The sequence below is a fragment of the Romboutsia sp. genome, assembly GCF_051659545.1.
In the GTDB taxonomy this organism is placed as follows: domain Bacteria; phylum Bacillota; class Clostridia; order Peptostreptococcales; family Peptostreptococcaceae; genus JBOFOR01.
The window spans coordinates 1-20329 of sequence record NZ_JBOFOR010000201.1 but is presented as its reverse complement, the minus strand read 5'-3'; the positions used below and the strand labels follow the sequence as shown (position 1 = coordinate 20329).

General features: G+C 28.4%; 19 protein-coding genes. 2 read left to right on the top strand and 17 right to left on the bottom strand.

All coding sequences use genetic code 11. The features are described from left to right. The 9 genes from ACRC03_RS11135 to ACRC03_RS11095 all read right to left on the bottom strand — a co-directional run. Positions 1–1364 (bottom strand): ABC-F family ATP-binding cassette domain-containing protein (locus tag ACRC03_RS11135; protein WP_438652638.1); only part of this gene is annotated, 1364 nt, incomplete at its 3' end. Between the two features lie 245 nt (positions 1365–1609). Next, the gene (locus tag ACRC03_RS11130; protein ID WP_438652639.1) at positions 1610–2626 is read right to left on the bottom strand and encodes a molybdopterin-binding protein; all 1017 of its coding nucleotides are present in this window, start codon (positions 2624–2626) and stop codon (positions 1610–1612) included. Positions 2627–2628: 2 nt separating this feature from the next. Further along, positions 2629–3195, bottom strand: a complete 567-nt coding sequence (gene mocA / locus ACRC03_RS11125; protein WP_438652637.1) for a molybdenum cofactor cytidylyltransferase — start codon at positions 3193–3195, stop codon at positions 2629–2631. Beyond that, positions 3192–3917, bottom strand: a complete 726-nt coding sequence (gene yqeC / locus ACRC03_RS11120) for a selenium cofactor biosynthesis protein YqeC (protein ID WP_438652636.1) — start codon at positions 3915–3917, stop codon at positions 3192–3194. The genes mocA and yqeC overlap by 4 nt, the downstream gene beginning before the upstream one ends. Before the next feature lie 150 nt (positions 3918–4067). Then, positions 4068–4814, bottom strand: coding sequence for a cell division protein (locus ACRC03_RS11115; RefSeq protein WP_438652635.1), 747 nt, complete (start codon positions 4812–4814; stop codon positions 4068–4070). Between the two features lie 47 nt (positions 4815–4861). Continuing rightward, the gene (locus ACRC03_RS11110) at positions 4862–5365 is read right to left on the bottom strand and encodes a QueT transporter family protein (protein ID WP_438652634.1); all 504 of its coding nucleotides are present in this window, start codon (positions 5363–5365) and stop codon (positions 4862–4864) included. Positions 5366–5713: 348 nt separating this feature from the next. Next, entirely contained in the window at positions 5714–5926 is a 213-nt protein-coding gene (locus ACRC03_RS11105) for a hypothetical protein (RefSeq protein WP_438652633.1), read from the bottom strand. A gap of 101 nt (positions 5927–6027) precedes the next feature. Continuing rightward, on the bottom strand, positions 6028–6960 hold the full coding sequence (locus ACRC03_RS11100; RefSeq protein WP_438652632.1) for a DUF362 domain-containing protein: 933 nt from the start codon (positions 6958–6960) through the stop codon (positions 6028–6030). A 71-nt stretch (positions 6961–7031) separates the two neighbouring features. Continuing rightward, positions 7032–7427, bottom strand: coding sequence for a DUF6483 family protein (locus ACRC03_RS11095; protein WP_438652631.1), 396 nt, complete (start codon positions 7425–7427; stop codon positions 7032–7034). A 432-nt stretch (positions 7428–7859) separates the two neighbouring features. Here ACRC03_RS11095 and ACRC03_RS11090 point away from each other — a divergent pair, with 432 nt between their 5' ends. Further along, positions 7860–8708, top strand: coding sequence for a DegV family protein (locus ACRC03_RS11090; RefSeq protein ID WP_438652630.1), 849 nt, complete (start codon positions 7860–7862; stop codon positions 8706–8708). A 161-nt stretch (positions 8709–8869) separates the two neighbouring features. Further along, entirely contained in the window at positions 8870–10435 is a 1566-nt protein-coding gene (locus ACRC03_RS11085) for a nitrite/sulfite reductase (protein WP_438652629.1), read from the top strand. 56 nt (positions 10436–10491) lie between these two features. Here ACRC03_RS11085 and ACRC03_RS11080 read toward each other — a convergent pair whose 3' ends face one another. The 8 genes from ACRC03_RS11080 to ACRC03_RS11045 form a co-directional block, all read right to left on the bottom strand. After that, complete coding sequence (locus ACRC03_RS11080; RefSeq protein WP_438652628.1) at positions 10492–11508, bottom strand: LacI family DNA-binding transcriptional regulator; 1017 nt, start codon at positions 11506–11508, stop codon at positions 10492–10494. A 24-nt stretch (positions 11509–11532) separates the two neighbouring features. Further along, positions 11533–13485: a beta-galactosidase gene (locus ACRC03_RS11075; RefSeq protein WP_438652627.1), complete on the bottom strand. Its 1953-nt coding sequence runs from the start codon at positions 13483–13485 to the stop codon at positions 11533–11535. Between the two features lie 224 nt (positions 13486–13709). Further along, positions 13710–15974, bottom strand: a complete 2265-nt coding sequence (locus ACRC03_RS11070) for a xanthine dehydrogenase family protein molybdopterin-binding subunit (protein WP_438652626.1) — start codon at positions 15972–15974, stop codon at positions 13710–13712. Position 15975: 1 nt separating this feature from the next. Beyond that, positions 15976–16425 (bottom strand): (2Fe-2S)-binding protein, encoded by a 450-nt coding sequence (locus ACRC03_RS11065; protein WP_438652625.1) that lies wholly within the window; start codon positions 16423–16425, stop codon positions 15976–15978. Beyond that, on the bottom strand, positions 16425–17216 hold the full coding sequence (locus tag ACRC03_RS11060; protein ID WP_438652624.1) for an FAD binding domain-containing protein: 792 nt from the start codon (positions 17214–17216) through the stop codon (positions 16425–16427). The genes ACRC03_RS11065 and ACRC03_RS11060 overlap by 1 nt, the downstream gene beginning before the upstream one ends. Positions 17217–17381: 165 nt before the next feature. Next, on the bottom strand, positions 17382–19505 hold the full coding sequence (locus ACRC03_RS11055) for a histidine kinase dimerization/phospho-acceptor domain-containing protein (RefSeq protein WP_438652623.1): 2124 nt from the start codon (positions 19503–19505) through the stop codon (positions 17382–17384). Between the two features lie 20 nt (positions 19506–19525). Beyond that, positions 19526–19732, bottom strand: coding sequence for a hypothetical protein (locus ACRC03_RS11050; RefSeq protein ID WP_438652622.1), 207 nt, complete (start codon positions 19730–19732; stop codon positions 19526–19528). Beyond that, a partial coding sequence (locus ACRC03_RS11045; RefSeq protein ID WP_438652621.1) for a response regulator transcription factor occupies positions 19719–20329 on the bottom strand: 611 nt, incomplete at its 5' end. The genes ACRC03_RS11045 and ACRC03_RS11050, both read right to left, overlap by 14 nt.

The following is a 20329-nucleotide window of genomic DNA, read 5'->3' as shown; positions in this document are numbered from 1 at the left end:
GATAACATTAACTTAGATAACATACATCTAACCTTTTCTCCTCCAGATAAAACATTAGCTTCTTTAAGAGCTTCTTCTCCTGAGAATAACATTCTACCTAAGAATCCTCTTATGAAACTTTCACTCTTTTCTTCAGAGTATTGTCTTAACCAGTCAACTAAAGAGTAAGTAACTCCATCAAAGTATTGGTTGTGGTTTTTAGGTAAGTAACTTTGAGAAGTTGTTACTCCCCACTTAAATGTACCACTATCTTGAGTATCTTCACCCATTAATATATTGAATAAACTAGTTGTAGCTATTTCGTCACCCATAAATGCAACTTTATCTTCTTTATCTAATCTGAAAGATACATTATCAAGAACTTTAACACCATCTATAATTTTAGTTAATCCTTCAACTTCTAAAACTTCATTTCCTATTTCTCTTTCAGGAGTAAATCCAACATATGGATACTTTCTTCTTGATGGTTGTATATCTTCTAATTCTATTTTATCTAATTGCTTCTTTCTTGATGTTGCTTGCTTTGCTTTAGAAGCATTTGAACTGAATCTTGCGATGAAGTCTTTTAATTGAGCTATCTTTTCTTCAGCTTTTTTGTTTTGATCTTTAGCAAGTTGTAATGCTAATTGACTTGATTCATACCAGAAATCGTAGTTACCTACGTACATTTGTATTTTACCAAAGTCAACGTCAACTATGTTTGTACATATTTGGTTTAAGAAGTGTCTATCATGCGATACTATTATAACGATAGAATCTTCTAGACCCATTATGAAATCATTTAACCAGTTTATTGATTGGAAGTCTAAATGGTTAGTAGGCTCATCCATTACTAATATTTCAGGCTTACCAAATAGTGTTTTTGCAAGTAACACTTTTACCTTTTCTCCCCCAGTTAATTCTTTCATTTGCTTGTAGTGCATATCTTTAGTTATACCAAGACCCATTAGCACTCTTTCTGCATTAGTTTCTGCATCCCATCCGTCAAGTTCAGCAAACTCTCCTTCAAGTTCTGCAGCCTTTATACCATCTTCTTCCGAGAAGTCTTCTTTCATGTATAAAGTATCTTTTTCTTTCATTATAGAGTATAATCTTTCGTGTCCCATTATAACAACATCTAAAACAGTATCTTCTTCATATTTGAAGTGGTCCTGTCTAAGTACAGACATTCTCTCTTTTTCTGTTATTGAAACATTTCCTGTGTTCGGTTCTATATCACCAGCTAATATTCTTAGGAAAGTAGATTTCCCAGCACCATTAGCTCCTATTATTCCGTAGCAATTACCTTTAGTGAATTTTAAGTTAACATCTTTAAATAACTCTTTGTCACCAAATCTAAGTCCAATATTCGTAACTTGTAACATTCGGCATTTTCCTTTCTTTTACATCTAATTTAATTTTCTATTATACAACATTATTTATAATATAACAAATATTTATTTTAGTCAACTAACTACACACTTGTTTTATAATTTACAAATTATTATTATGAGTAGCTTTTAAGTTATTTTTCACTCTATATTTTTTTTAATGCAACACATTTAATGTTAAAATTTTTAAAATAAAAATTGGCATATCGTATTTTAAACGAATGCCAATTTTTTATATATTATTTTGCAAAGTTGCATGCAGGGTATGAACATACTTCACAATTCATACAAAGTCCACCATGACCAAGCTTTGCTATATCATATTTAGTAAGTTTTTCATTTATTAATACTCTTGGAAGTACTACATCAAACACCGTAGTTTTGTTGTACATTGCACAACCTGGTATTCCCATTATAGGAATTTCATTTAAGTATGCTAGTAAGAACATAGCCCCTGGAAGTATAGGCGAGCCATAAGTAACAAGTTCAGCGCCACTATCTTTTATAGCAGTTGGAGTTACATCATCTGGGTCTACACTCATACCACCTGTGCAACAAATAAGCTCAGCACCTTGGTCTATAAAGTCTTTTATTGCTTTTGTTATTATTGCTTTATCATCCGAGCAAATAACCTGTCCTATAACTTCACATCCAAACTTTTCTACTTTTTCTATTATTACAGGTCCAAACTTATCTACTATTCTTTTATGGAATACTTCATTACCTGTTGTTATTATTCCAACCTTTTTACTTTTTATTGGAACTATATCTATTATTTTTTTGTCTCCTACTACTTCTTTGGCTTCTCTTAATTTTTCTTCTTTTATTAATAGAGGAATAACTCTTGTTCCTGCTACCTTTAATCCTTTTTTAACCACAAAGTTATTGTGAAGAGTAGCTATTATAATATCATCTATCATGTTTAATTTTAATAGTCTATCTACATCAATTTTTAAAATACCATCAACTTGAGCTATAAAATCAATTTTACCTTCTTTTATTTCACTAAAGTCTAGGTTTTTTCCAGCAGTAATATCTTTTATAAACACAGCTGCATCATTTTCATGTACCATTCCTTCAATTTGCTCCCATACATATAAATTATCTTTTCCTAGAGATAACAGTACTGGCATGTCTTCTTCTTGAACTACATGACCTTTTTTAAATGCCCTTCCTTTAAATTCTCCTGGAACTATTTTGGTAATATCATGGCAAAGCACATGTCCTATTGCATCTACAGTTTTTATTTTTCTCATCATTATGTCCCTCTAATCTTCTCGTAGTCTTCTTTTGTATCAATATCAGATAATACTTTTTCACAAACCTCTATGTATTTTATCTTAGTAGTATTTTTTACTACTTTTTTTCCTTTTTCATCCCCTTTAAGCTCTAACAATTGTTCTTTTTTGCTAAAAGGGAATATAACTGGATTTCCAGTTTTTGATTTATACTTAGGAATTACTATATAATCATTATCTTCTTTAAAATTATTTATTATTTTTTCTATATCAAGCTTATTTATAAATGGTTGATCTGCTACAAAAAACATAAATCCATCACAAGTTCCACTATTTAGAATTCCAAGTTTTATAGATTCACTTTGACCTGTAATAGCATTTTCATTTTTCACGGGTAGATAGTTATATTTCTTCGCTAAAGTTAGCACTTCTTCATATTGACTTACTACTATAACTTTATTAAAATTTATATTTTTTATAGACTTAAAAACATGCTCAATTATGGGAATTCCTTTATAATCTAGTAGAAGTTTATTTTCTCCCATTCTAGTGCCTAAACCTGATGCCATTATTATTGCATTAATCATTTTATAACCTCTTTTATTGTACCTTGTTTTATACTTCCATACATAATAGAAATATCATGTTTTTCTTTATTTATTTCTTTTATTAATTTTTCTGCTAAATCTTCATAATAAGTTCCTTCTACTTTGTTAATAAATAATATTTTTTTACCTTTAGCCTTTTTAAATAACCCCTGTTCATTTAATACTATATCTTTTAAGTTTGTAATAGTCACTTTTGTACTATTTATTTGAGTTAACTTCTTAAATTCCTCTAGTCTATGTATATTTTCATCTCTTATATCTAAACTATAGGAAGTTATATCTAATATGGCTATAGTTTTTGTACTTTTCGGATACACTAATGGTTCATTTTCTCTCCAACCTTTTAACTTTTTCCTTTTAGAACCATCTCCTTCGATTAGAACTAAATCAAATTGTGGAGTTAAACTTATTAAATCATTAAAATCTAAGCCTATGATTTTATTTTCGTAATTTATGTGTTTTCCACATACTACAACAGAAGATTCTTTATTTAATTCTATATTTTTATTGTCCTTAACCATAAACATACAATCATAACTTTCTTTTTGCGGTACGTATATTTTAGTTGTAGTTGTCAAAAGTACTCTTAATTCATTTCTGTAATAGTCTGCTAAATAGTTGATAATAGAAGTTTTTCCTCCTGCCCCTACCACTGTAATAATTTCATTTTTGTTTTTTTCTACTATTTTATAAAGTTCCATATTATACCTCTTTTTTGTATCTTAATTCTATAATATCATAGTTTATTTAATGTAGTTATTTATTTTTATGATTAAATTACCATACAAAAATACCCTATAAAGTAGACTTTTAATCTATTTTATAGGGTACTTATTTAATACTTTATTACATTAGTTATATATTAAAGCTACTTTCATTTTATCTTCAAGATTTTCTTTTAAGTATAATGTGAATATACCTTCGTAAGTATCTTCTCTACTTTCTTGTATTTCCATTAATAATTCATTAACATACATTAATGTCTCTGCTTCACTTTCACAGTAGTTTAGTCCCATTTCAACTAGTATAATTTCTTTTTTAGCATTTAACTCTTCACTAGTTTGAACAGCTTTTTCTACTAAAGACTTTACAATCTCTTCATTAGTTAAGCCCTTATTAAACTCACCGTATGAATATTTTATTCCTTTATCACTTGCGAAAGCTTCTTTTAAATCTGTTAAGTCCATGTTTATAGTACAAAAATCTGATATTGCATCAATCATCATATTTAGTATGTTTACTAAATCATCAGTATTTTCTTCATTTATTTTAATTACACTATTTAAATTTACATCATCAGTATTTTCTTTTTTAGCAGAATCTAATCCTATAGATAAAATTCTTCTTTCATCAGCCATAAATCCAATAGCATTTACTATTTGAAGAGCTCTTTTATCTTCACTATTATAAGCTAAGAATAACATATCTAATCCATCTAAAAGTTGTCTTACATAATCTTTGTCTACATCTTGATTTAAAGCTATTTTTTCTAGATCCATGTTGTGTTTTACTTGGTCTTTTATAGCATCAAGATTTTTTATTCCATCATCACCTATTCCTATTAGTTTTGCCACATCCATTTTTTGTATCGTTTCCATAATTTCTCCTAACTGTTTTACTAAAAAATTATTTTACTTTAGTTCTATTAACTAAATAAATTTTTTAGCATTTTTGAATATTTTTCATTAACAATCTTAAATAAAGGAACTCCTAGTATAGTTATTACCACAAATTGTCCAAATCCTACTTGTAAGATAGAAAGGGCTAATGGGAATCCAGCAAATACATTTAACATTCCTCCGATTATTATAGCATTTACTATTGTCGGCCACAATGATGCAATTAATACATGTCCTTTTTTATCTTTCATATATTTTCCTGTAATATATACTAAGTACACACTTATAAAGGTTGCTAGTGTTCCAAATACTATATCTGGTACTCCATACGGTCCTATAATATTAGCTAAAAAACATCCTAAAGTTAATGCTATTATATATTCACTACCAAGTAAAGGTAATAGAGTCATAACCTCAGCAATTCTAAATTGTATAGGTCCATAGCTTATAAATCCAAATGTTAAGGTTAAAGCTGCGTATAAGGCTGCTATTAATCCTATTAGTGCTATTTTTTTACTATTTTGTCTCATTTTATATCTCCTTGTATTAATATTTTACAGCCTATCGTCAGTAAAAAATTCTACTACTCAAAAAAAACCATAGTTAATAACTAACTACGGTTTTTGCACACAAATTATTGCATTCTAATTGTATAATTGCTTTTTTACCGTAGTTTTATTTATAGACAGGAGGCTTACGAACTGTCTTATTAATTTTTACTAAAATATTATATACTATAATCTAAATAAACTCAAATTTTTATTAGTCATATGTATCTCCTATATTATTAAATCATTTTTATTTTTTTAGCTTAACTGATAGTATCAATATTATAAAAAACAAAACTATGGCCTTTTAATAGCCATAGTTTTATTTTTTTAATATCTAGTTTTTTCAGATTCTTGTGGATTAATCATTTTGTGTTTATTATTCATAGTTTTTTTACTAAATTTAGCTTCTCTTTCAGATGCTATCTTAGCATTTACTTCAGTTTTATTTGCTCCATTAATTCCTAATTCCTCTGCAATTTCTATTTTTTCCTTTTTATAATCTTCCATTTTTTTTGTACTCGGTTGCTTTTTATGAGTCATGATGCCACATCCTTTTGATTTTATTTCTATTTTATTATTGCACCATTTTATTTTTTAAATTCCTATATTTTTTTGTGACTCAATTTATATTATCATTATTGTTAATTTCCATGTATATCTTTAAATTTTTCTTTGTCTATCATTACATCATTTTTCCCGTAGGCAGCTTTACTAAATATTTTTTCTGCTTCTATTATATCTAACCCTTTTATAATCATATTTTCTATCTTAGCTTCACCTAGTCCATCCTTATACAGTGCATATAAATAACAAACTCCTTGCGGTAAAAATCCAAGCAATCTAGCACCTATAACATCTGCTGCTAATGGGTCAGTAGATGCTATTATAAGCCCAGGAGTATCTACTGCCATACCATTTGACGGACCTGTGCCTATCATTGCCTTATCACAACTTATTATAGCTAAATCTATAGGTACTTTATTAGCAAAGCTTCTAATATATCCATGTAAGTCTTCGTGTATTCCTTTTTGCTTTTTAGGATACCCATGAATTTGTGCTGGCGGCCACCCTAGTGCTACATTTTTTATACTAGCACTGATAGTTGCTTCTTCATGTTGTTTTAATTGTGTAAATGATATAATAACATCAGCTTCATTTATTACCTTATTTATAGGTGTAGATTTTATTATTTCATGATTTAATTCTAGTTCTGTATATGGACCATAATTCATATCTATAAATTCAACATCACATTCTTCAATAACCTTATCATATCCTACAGTTTTCATTACCTCAGGAGTTTTTGCTCCTCCTGAGCCTACTGCTATGTATATTTTTGCTGGTTTTTTACTCTTTATATAATTTATTAATATTTTAAGTGTCTTAGGCCCTACTACTACAGCGTCTTTAGGTTGTTTATCTTTTACCCAGTTTGGAGTAATTATTATAGTTTCTCCTTCTTTTATAATTTGTTCAACAGGAAGTAAGTCTAATGCTTTTTCAAGGGATTTTCCTTCTGTAATAGCCTTTGTAATAGCTACTATTGGCTCTTTTATTTTTCTTTCTCTTATCATAATTCACCTCATACAAAATAATATTAAAATAATTATTTGCATTTATAGGCTTCTTAATACAATTATAAAGTTTAATCTATATATTGATTATTAATATTAAATTGTTTTAAGTCTATATTGTATCTAACTAGAATTTCTGCTAGTCCTTCATTTATTTCTTCTCTAGAAAAATTAACTTTTTCTAATTCATCATCGCTTAATAAATTTAAACTTTCATAAAAATCTACTGCTATTTCTAGATACTTAATATTTGTTGTATCTAAACTTTTATACAGTAAATCCTCACCTTCACAAATTTGACCTTGTAAAATTAGTTGACTTAGCTTGTTGTATAATAAATCACAATCTGTATTATTTAATTCACTTTCAAGTTCATATTTAGCAGTAGATTTTTTAAAAAACACCTTAGAAATAAGTAAGGTTAAATTTTCTATTTGATCTAGTAGCCAGTCATTTTTTATCCCCATTATTATCACCTCATTATGATTATTTTACCTATTTAAATTTGTTATACAAATAAGTAAGTCTTACCCCAAAATTTTCTATAAGTATATTCATTACATTTGTACATCCAGTTCCCATTGCTAGTGTATAAAATTTCTCATATGTCCTACTGTTGTCCTTATATTAAATATATTAACATCTAAACTACTTTTATAAAAACGTTCATAATATTCTTTTCTAATTATATAATTTTTCAACATATACCTTATTATATTTTTTAACTAAATATATTCTTTTATTTTACATAGTTTTCCTTTTACTTTATTGAATATTTATTTTTTACTGATTAATTGTTTTAGTTTGTAATAGTATAAAACTTAATTATTAAATACATAGTTTATACTAATATTTTATATACTATAATTAAAGTATTCTTGTTGAAAGGGGATGTTTATATGTCTGTAAAAATAATTACCGATAGCACGTCTTATATACCTAATGAGTATATCGAAAAGTACAATATTGGTGTAGTATCTCTAAATGTAATAATGAATAATAACAGTAGACGTGAATTAGATATAGATAATAAATTCTTTTATGATGAAATGAATTCTTCTAGTGAGGTTCCAAAATCCTCACAGCCTATACTAGAAGAAATGTTAAATACATTTGAAATTTTAGTAAAAGAAGGTCATTCTATAGTAGGAATTTTTATTTCTTCTAGCATGAGTGGTGCATACTCAAGTGCTAATATGATAAAAAATATGGTATTAGAAAATTATCCTAATGCAGATATACATATAATCGATTCAAAAACTAACTGTATGCAAATGGGTTTTGCCGTAATAGAAGCTGCCCGTATAGCTTATGAAGGACAACCCTTAGAAAAAGTAATTAGCGGTTGCAATCATATACTAAATAATAGCAGATTTTTATTTTGTCCTGATACCTTAGAGTATCTAAAAAAAGGTGGTAGAATAGGGAGCGCTTCTGCTCTATTGGGTACAATACTTCAAATAAAACCTATACTAACAGTATCCAATGGAGAAACTTCCGTATTTACTAAGGTTAGAACAAGAAAAAAAGCTATTGATACAATTGTTGAAGCTACTCTAAAAGAAATAAATGAAAAAGGTCTTGGTGATATTATTGTTCACCATATCAACTGTGAAGAAGAAGGTTTAAAATTAGCTAAAAGACTAGAAAAGGAATTAAATACAGATATAAAAATTCAACCAATAGGGCCTGTTATAGGACTTCATGTAGGTCCTGGTAGCATTGGACTTGCTTACTATACAAAATAAAACCTAGTTTAAGGTCTTATTTTTTTATATTTTTACATTTTATATGTCTTATAAGCACATACTAGGCTATAAAGACTACCTTTATATATTGTAATAGTTTTTTAAATATATTATAATTTAAAAATGTTAAATTTTAACAAATTTTATTTCGAGGTGATTATATGAATAAGTTATTTACAGAAGATTTCAAAAAAATTCTGCTTGATGAAATTCCATCTTTTAGAGAATATGGACACAAATTTATAAATGGTGAAGTTTCAAAAATGGATTTTAAAAAGGTATCTGGAGGATTTGGTATTTATGCTCAAAGAGATCAAAAATCCTTTATGATAAGACTTAGAGTATCTTGTGGTGTATTTTCTAGAGAACAATTACACAAAGTTTATGAAGTTGCAAAAAAATATAATCTTGAAAAAGTACATCTTACAACTAGACAAGCTGTTCAATTGCACGATTTATCTATAGATAATGTATGTGATATTATGGAAGAATGTATACATAAAGATGTTTTCACTCGTGGTGGTGGAGGTAACTTCCCTCGTAATGTTGCCATATCACCTTTATCTGGCGTAGATATAGATGATAAGTTTGATATAGTGCCTTATGCTCTTGCTTGTGATAATCATTTTATTAAAAATAGCTATACTTATAATCTTCCTAGAAAATTAAAAGTATCTTTAGCTAGTAATGACAAAGATGAATCACATTGTACAGTTCAAGATTTAGGTTTTATAGCTGTTAAAAATGGGACTGATGAATGTTTCAAAGTTTACTTCGGTGGTGGTCTAGGTAGAAATCCAAAAATTGCTATAGAGTATGGAGAAATAATTAAGGCTAAAGATATTCTTTACCATATAGATGCTATGGTATTAATGTTTATTAAAAATGGAAACTATGAAAATAAAAATAAAGCACGCGTAAGATATATGATAGATACTTTAGGCGAAGATGGCTTTAGAACTGAATACAAAAAAGCTTTGGATGAGGTTAAATCTAAAGGAGAATTAGATTTAACAATTCTTCCTATAGATTACGAAAAAAATGGATTTGAAATAGACATAAAACATCCTAGATTGTTCAATCAAAAGCAAAAAGGCTTATATTCTGTTTACGTTCATCCTACAGGTGGGCAATTTTATTTAAAAAATTATAAAAATTTACTCGATGAACTTGATGAAATGGAAAATATTTATGTTAGAAGTTATATGAGTGAAGGATTTTATATTTTAAATCTTAACGGTAATGAAGCAAAAAAAGTTTTAGAATTAACTAGTAGCTATAGTGGTGAAACTAAACTTGAACAAAGTGTTGCTTGTATCGGAGTTCCAATTTGTCAAATGGGAATATTAAGAAGTCAGCATTTGCTAGAAGATATTATTCAATACTTTAAGTCAAAAAACTACACAAAAGATATTTTACCTGCAGTTCATATTACAGGATGTTCTAACTCTTGTAGTGTACCTCAAATAAGCGACATTGGATTCATTGGGAAAATGAAAAGAGTAAATGATGTATCTTCACCTGTATATCAACTAAATATCGGAGGAAGCTTTGGTGTTGGCAATGCAAAATTAGGTAAGGTTTGTGGAGATATAAAAGAAGATGAGGTTAAAGTATTCTTATATGAATTATCCGAAGAAGTAGATAAATCCAATTTAAGCTTCAATGAATTTATTACTAATCACGAAGATATACTTAATGAATTAATATCAAAATACACAGTTTAAAATAATCATCTTCAATAAAAAAACGGCCTTTAATGGCCGTTTTTTTTTAATTCAAATTAAATTTTTGAAACACTGTTTCTTACAACCAATTCACTTGGTATTATAACCTTTTTAGCATAGTTTCTAGTATTACTCAATCTTTCTTTCATCATAGTTACTGCACTTTGAGCCAAATATTCAATATGTACCCTTACGGATGTTAAAGTAGGATTCATATGTTGACATATTATAGAGTCATTAAATCCAACTATGCTTAAGTCTTTTCCTATAACTATATCGGTTTCTTGAATTGCTCTATACACTCCTGTAGCAATTGTATCACTAGCAACAAAAAAAGCTGTTGGTAAGTTTTTATTACTATCTAAGAACTTTTTCATTGCTCTGTATCCAGATATAGACGTCATAGTTTCACAATCTATATCAAATTTATCATGAGTTAAATTGTGTTCTTTCATATATTCCTTATAGAATTTATATCTAACATCTATTCTAGTTATTTTGTCATCCCCAAAAGTATATTGAGTTCCTATATATCCTATTTTCTCATGTCCTAAATCTTTTAAACAGTTTAAGGCTTGACTAACTCCTAGCTTAAAATTTATTTTTACAGAATCATAAATTAGGTCATTAGGAGATGAATCTAAAAATATTATATTCTCACTAATATTACGCATAAATTGAATTTCTGTATGTTCAAATTTTCCAATAGCTATTATTCCTGATAAAGGTTCTTGCCCTATATATTCATAGCCATCATCTTGTTTAAATAATTTTATAACTTCCATATCATTTTCAAAACACTCTTTTTCTACTACGTTCCTAAGCAAAAGGTAATATGGATCTTCTAACTGCATCATAATATCGCACATTTCTACTATACCTATTTTTAGCTTATTATTATCATTTTTAACTTTTCTTTGCTTTATAGTTTTATATTCTAGCTCTTCTGCCACTTCAAATATTTTCATTTTAGTTTCATCAGCTACTAATATTGTACTATCATGATTTAGTATTCTTGACACAGTAGATACTGAAACCCCTGCTTTAATCGCTATTTCCTTTAATGTTGCCACAGTATTCCCCCCTTTGTGTTAATTTTAAACTTTTACTATACTTACTTCGTAGGATTTTAATTTCATATTTTTAAATTCTTGTTCTTGGCAAGTATGATTCATTACAAAGTAATAATCTTCATTGTTTAAGCTTCTTTTGACAACTTCAACACCTTTTGGCGACTCTATAATATCTATACTGCTATCTTTTATTATTTTGTTAGTAATAGAATCCATTATAGTATCGTCTAATCCACTTCCTATATAGTAAACACTTCCTTTTTTATATTTATTTAAAGTTACAGCTACTAAATCTTCAAAGAATTCATCTTCATATTTAAATAAGGTTATAGCAGTTGTAGTTTTTAACATATCTCTAAATACAGTAGCAGTTCCATTAATACCTTTGAACTCACCTATACCTATTAAGTTAGCATATTGATTTTCTTGGAAAGATTCAACTTCTTCAACATATCCTCCCACTAAATCAGTGTAATAAGTAGGGTTAAATTCTCCTAAAGTCAAATTGTTATAGTTATCTTTTACTGCTGTTCTATAAGTAAAAACTACTGTACCACCATTTGCTGTAAATTTTTTAATTTTATCTTGAACTTCTTTTTTATGTACTATCATAGTGGGAACTAAAAGCACCTTATATTTATTAAAGTCTGAATAACTAGGTATAACATCCATATTTACATTATTTTCGTAAAATGGCCTATATAACCTGTACACTTCTTGCTTGTAATCCATTAAGAAACTTTGTCTTTGTATTCTGAAACTTGCCATTGATTCATAATCATAAACTACAGCTACTTCGGCATCAACATCCGTTTGAGCTAATTCTTTGTTTTCATATATCTCTTTAAAGAAACTTTGGACTTCATAAAACTTTCTTCTTTTTATATTATCTTGGTCAAGTATACCGTAACAATACTGCTCTGCACCTTTAGTTGCACCTCTATATCTAAAATACATTAGTGAGCTACATCCACGTGCTACACCTTGATAGCTCCACATTTTTGCTTGTTTAGGCCTTGGTAAATATCCTATGACATCATGTCCTTGAGCTCCCATTATTGCTTCTGTTATCCAAAAGTTTTGTCCTTTTATACCTCTCATATAGTCAAGTCCACAGGCTATTTCCCAAGGCTTAATAGGTTCTTTTTGTCCACCCCATACTGGGTAGTTATTGTAGGCTACAACATCCATATGTCTTCCCACTTTAGAAAAATCATAGCTTTTATCAAAATATCCACCTGAAAAATCGTGTATTATTATTGGACCATCTCCTAATATTTCTTTTAGCAAGTCTACTTGAAACCTAGCGTATCTTTCTATACTTATACTTCTAAATCTTTCATGTTCCATTCTTAAAGATGGATTATGAGTAGTTATAGTTGTTGTTGGTAATGGTATTTCTTCAAAATCATTATAAGTTTGAGACCAGAATATTGTACCCCAAGTTTCATTTAACTTATCTATATCATTGTTATATTGCTCTTTTAAGTATTCATGAAATGCATTTTTGCAAGATTTACAATAGCACATATCACTGCCTTCATGCCCAAACTCATTATCTATTTGCCACGAAACTATTGCCTCTTCATTTTTATAATGATTTGCTAATTTTTTTATTATTTCTTCTGAGTATTTGTAATAAATTTTACTATTGAAACAGTATTGTCTTCTTCCTCCAAATACTCTTTTGTGATTGAATTCATCTTCGCTTAAAACTTCAGGATATTTTTTAGCTAACCAAGCTGGCATTGTAGCCGTTGGTGTACCAAATATAACCTTTAGTCCTTTTTCCTTTGCTTTTGCTATCACTCTATCAAAATACGAAAAGTCAAATTCCCCTTCTTTACTTTGCATTTTATGCCATGCAAATTCACCTATTCTTATTACATTACAATTAAGCTCTAATATATTATCTAAATCTTCATCTATCATAGTTGGATCCCAGTGCTCTGGATAGTAATCTACTCCTAAATACATATTGTTTCCCCCAAATATTTTTATATTATAAGTATATAATATCAAGATATCATTTTCTTTGTAAATAGTTTTACTTAATTTTAGTAAATTTTTTTATTTCTTCGCTACAAAGCACTTCATCTGAGGTATATGTCGGCGAAACCTTTCATTTAACCAACAGCTCTGTCAATTACAAAAAGAAGCTTCTTTTATAAAGAAGCTTCTTTTTTGTTATTATCTATATTTTATTTATTCATTTCCATAAATATTTTCTCCGGTGTCATCGGTAAAGTATTTATTCTTACTCCAACTGCATTATATATAGCTTCTTGTAAAGCCGGTGCTGGTGTATTGATAACTACTTCACCTATTGATTTTGCTCCAAATGGACCTGTTGGTTCATTTGTTTCAACAAAATCAACTCTTACTTTACCAACATCACATCTTGCTGGCATTTTATATTGCATAAAAGTATTTGTATCCATTTGACCTTTATCCGTAAATCTTATTTCTTCAAATAATCCAAAACCTATACCTTGAACTATTCCACCTTCAACTTGAACTTTAGCTAGTTTTCTATTTATTACTGTACCACAATCTACTACTGCTACATAGTCTATTACTTCTACTTTCCCTGTTTCCTTATCTAGTTCTGTTTCAACAAAACCAGCTATAAAGGGTGGTGGTGAAACTGGACTACCATGAGAAGCAAAACCAATTAATTGATTTTTTTCAGGTCCTACTGTAAAGTCAACTGCTATATCAAATAGAGATATGCTATGTTTTTCAGTAAATACTTTTTCTCCATCAAATTCAACATATTGTTTGTCAATATTTAATCTGTTTGCTCCTACACTTATTATTTTTTCTCTAAGTTCTGTAGCTGCTTTTACTACTGCCATACCTGTTACATAAGTAGTAGATGATGCATATGAACCTGGATCGTATGGAACAACATCGGTATCTGCACTTATTACATTTATTTTGTCCATAGCTGTTTCTAATATTTCACAAGCCATTTGTGCAAGTATCGTGTCACTACCTGTACCCATATCTGTCGACCCTACTAGTAGTGTATAGTTTCCATCATCATTTAACTTTATTTCTGATGAAGCTGTATCTATTCCTGCTATCCCTGAACCTTGCATAGTAAGAGACATACCTACACTTCTAACTTTTCCATTTCCAAGGTCTTTTGATGGGTATTTTTCGTCCCATTCAATTAATTTTTTACCTCTATTAATACATTCCTCTAAATCAACAGAGTTTAAAACTTTATCATAAGCAAAAGTAGTTTCTCCTTCTGTTGCAATATTTTTTAATCTTAACTCTGTAGGATCTATATTCAGCTTATTTGCTAACATATTAATAATAGATTCAACTGCAAAACACCCTTGAGTTGCCCCATATCCTCTGAAAGCTCCTGCAGGCATTTTATTAGTGTAAACTACACTCCCCTTCATTCTAGAAGCTTCTAATTTGTTGTACATTGGCATAGTTTTTTCCCCTACTAACCCAAAAGTTGTAGAAGCATGTTCTCCATATGCACCTGTATCAGATAAGGCATCTATATCTATTACTTTTATTATACCGTCCTTAGTAGCACCTATTTTTACATTCATCTTCATAGCATGTCTGCTTGTTGAACAATTTAAAGTTTCTCTTCTATCATATATTATTTTAGCAGGCTTTCCTGTTTTTAATGTTACTATTGCAGAGAATATTTCAACGCAAGCAGTTTGCTTACCACCAAATCCTCCACCTATTCTTGGCTTTATTACTCTTATTTTACTTGAAGGTATATTTAAAGCTCTAGATAAATGTCGTCTAACATGGAATGGTATTTGAGTAGAACTTACTACCACTAACCTTCCCATATGATCTAAGTAGTTATAAGATCTATAGGTTTCCATCATTCCATGAAGCTGAGGTTGAGTGTAGTAAGTTTCTTCAAGTACTACATCACATTCATTTAGAGTCTTTTCTACATCACCTTTTGTATAATCATGAGTTGATGCAATATTTTTTTCTCTTATCATACCTATATCAAAGTTTGTATGTCTATCAGTATCGTGTACTAAGACATTAGATTCCATTGCCTTTTCAAAATCAAGCACTGGTTCTAATACTTCATATTCAACTTTTATCATTCTCATAGCCTTTACTGCTGTTTTTTCATCTATTGCAGCAACTATAGCTACTTCATCACCAATATATCTTACTGTATCTTCAAGTATTAATCTATCGTATGGAGATGGCTCTGGATAAGATTGACCTGCTAATGTAAATCTTGTATCTGGAACATCTTTATGTGTAAGCACACATTCTACTCCATCAACCATCATCGCTCTAGATACATCTATATTTTTTATTTTAGCATATGCATGAGGACTTCTTAGTATTTTAACAACTAAAGCATCTTTTGCTGCTAAATCATCAGTATATACTGGCTTACCTGTAGCTATTGCTAATCCATCTATTTTATCTATACCTTTACCTATTATCTTCATATTATTTTACCCCCAGATAAGTTTTTATTGCTCTCAACTGCCCCATATAACCTGTACATCTGCATAGGTTTCCAGTTAAGTAGTGAATTATATCTTCTTCTGTTGGATTTTCTAATTCTTCTTTCATTGCAATCACTGTCATTATAAATCCTGGCGAACAGAAACCACATTGTTCTGCACCTTCACTTACAAGTATTTTCGCAAATTCTTCAGCTTCTTTTTCTAATCCTTCGATTGTTGTTATTTCTTTATTTAAAGCTCTAACTGTTAATGTTGCACAAGATAAAGTTGGCTTTCTATCTATCCAAACTGAACATAATCCACAACATCCTGTGTCACATCCTCTTTTTACACTTAAATTATTTAATTTTCTAAGTGTATCTACTAAATATTCTTCACATTCTATATCAACTTTTCTTTTTTTTCCATTTATTTTAAGTTCTACTAACACTAGATTACCTCCATTATCGCCCTTTTTATAAGTACTTTTGCCATAGCATATCTATATTCTTTTGATGCTCTCATATTCGAACCAAAACTAACTTCATCAACTGCTATTTGACAAGCTTTTGATATATTTTCTTCAGTTATTTCATTTGATGCTAAAAATTCACTAGCCCCTTTAGCTTCAATTGCCTTACTTGGTCTAGCTCCTATACATACTTTAAATTTATTATCCTCATCCTTTGATACCGATACATTTACTAATGGATAATCACTTTTAGCATTTCTTAAAGATTTATACGATGCTTTTTTATTATTTTTCTTTATATAAACTTTTGTAAGTAAGTCTTTTTCATATTTATTTTCTAAAAACTTATCTAAAGCTATTCTTCCCCCATGGTATAGCTCTACTTCTGTATCAAGAGAAAGTAATGCTACGATTAAATCTGAAAATCCATATTTAGAATACACAGTTCCACCTATCGTTACTACATTTCTAAATTGGATACCTATTATATCTTCCACTGAATTTTGTATAAGCTTTCCAAAATTTTCTTTTATTGTAGAGCTTGTTTCTAATGTTCTGAATGTAGTCATTGCTCCTATTTCTACGTATTTTTCGTCTTCTTCTATGTAATCTAAGTTTAGGTTAGATAACTCTATACCTGTACCTATTCTTTTTTTCCCCATTCTAAGAAAAGCACTACCACCTATTACTTGGTTGTTTTTTCTTTTTGTTAATGCTGCGTATGCTTCTTCTAATGTCGTTGGCTGAACAATATCTATAAGTGTAAACATACTTCCTCCCTGTATTTAGTTATTTTAAATCCTCATAATTATATCATATTGAATTAATTTACGACAATAAAATACGTAATATATACATATATTTTTATTTTTATTTTTATATTTGTTCGATTTTAAACAAAAAAACTGGAGTTGAACTCCAGTTTCTAACTTAATTTATTTTTCTATTTTTTTAAATTCTAAACTTACTTTAAATAAGTCTCCATCTATATCTATATTAAATTTACCATTTTGAAGTTCAACTAAGTCTTTTGCTATAGCAAGCCCTAATCCGCTTCCTTCTGTATTTCTAGATTCATCTGCCCTTTTAAATCTTTCAGTCATTTCACTTGCATCAAAATTAAGTTCATATGAAGATATATTTTTCATAGTTAATTTTATATTTGAATCTTCTTGTATTAAATCAATATATACTCTTGTGTTTTGAAGAGAGTATTTTGCTATATTAGACAATAAATTTTCAAATACTCTATACATTCTTCTTCCATCAGCGTAAGCATATATTTTTTCATTTGGAGTATTTATCTTTAAATCTAAATTAGCTTCTGAAAGTTTTTCTTCTAATTCTCCTATACTTTGTTCTAGTAATTGAGTTATCTCTATTTTTTCCATATTAAGGTCTATATTTCCACTACTCGCTTTACTTGCTTCAAATAAGTCTTCTATTAGAATTTTAAGTCTTTTTGACTTAGTGTCTAACACTGAAACATAGTCTTTTATATATTCTGGCTGAATATTTTCTTCTTTTTTTATTAATTCAACATAATTTATTATAGATGTTAATGGAGTTTTCAAATCATGACTTACATTTGTTATAAGCTCGCTTCTCATTCTCTCACTTCTTAGTTGTTTGTCTATAGACTTTTCTAATCCTTCACCTATATTATTTATGTCCTCTGCTAATTGTGTAAAATGATTGTATCCTTTTACATCTATTTTGTAATGTAAATCCCCTTCTTTTATTTGTTTTGCTCCTTCCATTATTTCAGTTAAATAATCTAATTTGCTAACTATATAATAAGTAAGTGCAGGAATAGCTATAAAAATCGGACTTACAACTCCTATATACCCAAGTCCAAACATCACCGTAATAACCAATCCTATAAATAAACTTCCTCCTGATATTAATACGGATACCAATATAATATTATTTATTAATGGCATTTTTTTAGAAGAAACTAATAGATTTGTTATTATATTTTTTAATGACTTATATACTTTGTATGCTACTGTATGCTTAAAAAAATCTGCTTTATTTTCATAACTTTTAAATATTTTTATAATTAAATAAAGGGCTATTAGATTTATTAAAATACAAGCAAATCCAAATACTATATCAAAATCAAATCTGTAACCATACTCATAACTAGTTAAACCTTCTAATCCAACTAGGGTTACAAAACCTATTCCAATAGTCCAAATCTCTAAAGGTATTTTATTTATTAGTTTAAATAACATACCATTCTTTTTTATAGCTTCTTCTTTTATTAGTTTATACAATATTGTAGATAATAAAAATACAACTAAGCTTACACTAGCTATAATAGCAAAAGTCTGAATATTATTTATGGCTGTATTATATTCCTCTATAGAGTCATTCAGTGCTCCTATACTATTTATTTTCTTAGGTATTGATATATACATTTGTATATTTTCACTTCTTAACATATTATTTACTTCGCTATTATTCTTATATACTTTGCCTTCAATCTCTTTTGTATATGAGCTACCATATTGATTTTTTTCTATCGCTATATTTACCTCTTCATTGATATTCTTTTTAAAATCCTCTAAAGTTTTATACTCAGTATTTGAATATACTAAGTTATCTTTATTATTCTTTACAATATATTTAACTTCGCCAAAATTATTCTTTAATTCTTCTTTATATGATTTTATATTATTTTCAATTACCTTTATTGCTTCTTCTTTGCTAGGAACTATGATTTGTTCTTTATTTTTAATAACTCCATCTTTATCAGTGTATTCTACCCAATCTGTACTTGTATTTTCTTTAATGTAATAGTCAATTTCATCTTCACTTGGAGTTTTTGCTGTCCCCTCAATATTATGAACAAGTGATCTAACTATATTAATTTCAAATACACTACTTTTATAAAAATCTGGTTCTATTATCTTTTTTTCTCTGTGCATATAGCTACCTGACAAGCTATAATTACGAAGGAATGTAACACCCATTATTGATGTTGCCGTTAACAATATTGATAGTGACACCATTGATATTGCTAAAAATATTTTCTTAAATACATTATTTTTCAATTCTTTACCTCATTTCCTATCTATAAAATAAATAAACGTCTCATAATTTTGTACATTACAAAATTTACAAATAATAAACTTGCTATAATTAGTGTTAAATCATGACTAAAAAATTTAAAGCAAGTTATTATTCCAATTACTTGTGCTAACATAAACAATGATAATATTAATATTAAATTAAATATTAAACTTTTTTCTTTTATTAGCTTTCCATTATAGTTTTTCAATTTTATAACCAACTCCCCACACCACTTTTAAATATTTTGGTTCTTTAGGATTTATTTCTATTTTTTCTCTTATTCTTCTTATGTGTACTGCTACTGTATTGTCTGCTTTAAAGCTATCTTCTTTCCATACCTTTTCGTAAATTTCATCTATGGAAAATACAATACCTTTGTTTGATAATAAAAGTTTTAAAATGTTAAACTCAATTGGAGTTACTTTTACTACTTCTCCATCTACTACAACTTCCTTAGTAGCTAAATTCATTACAAGCTGTCCACTTTTTAACTCTTCTTTGTCTTCATTACTGTAGGTACCTAAGTTTACATATCTTCTTAAATTTGATTTAACCCTTGCTACTAACTCCAACAAATTAAAGGGTTTTGTTATATAATCATCTGCACCAATATTAAGTCCCATTATTTTATCTGTATCTTCTCCCTTTGCTGAAACTAATATTATCGGTATGTTTTTTTCTTCTCTAATTTTTATTGTTGCTTTTATTCCATCTAGCTTAGGCATCATTATATCCATAAGTATAAGGTGTATGTTTTCATTATTGAGTACCTCTATTGCTTGTAGTCCATCGTATGCTTTGTATA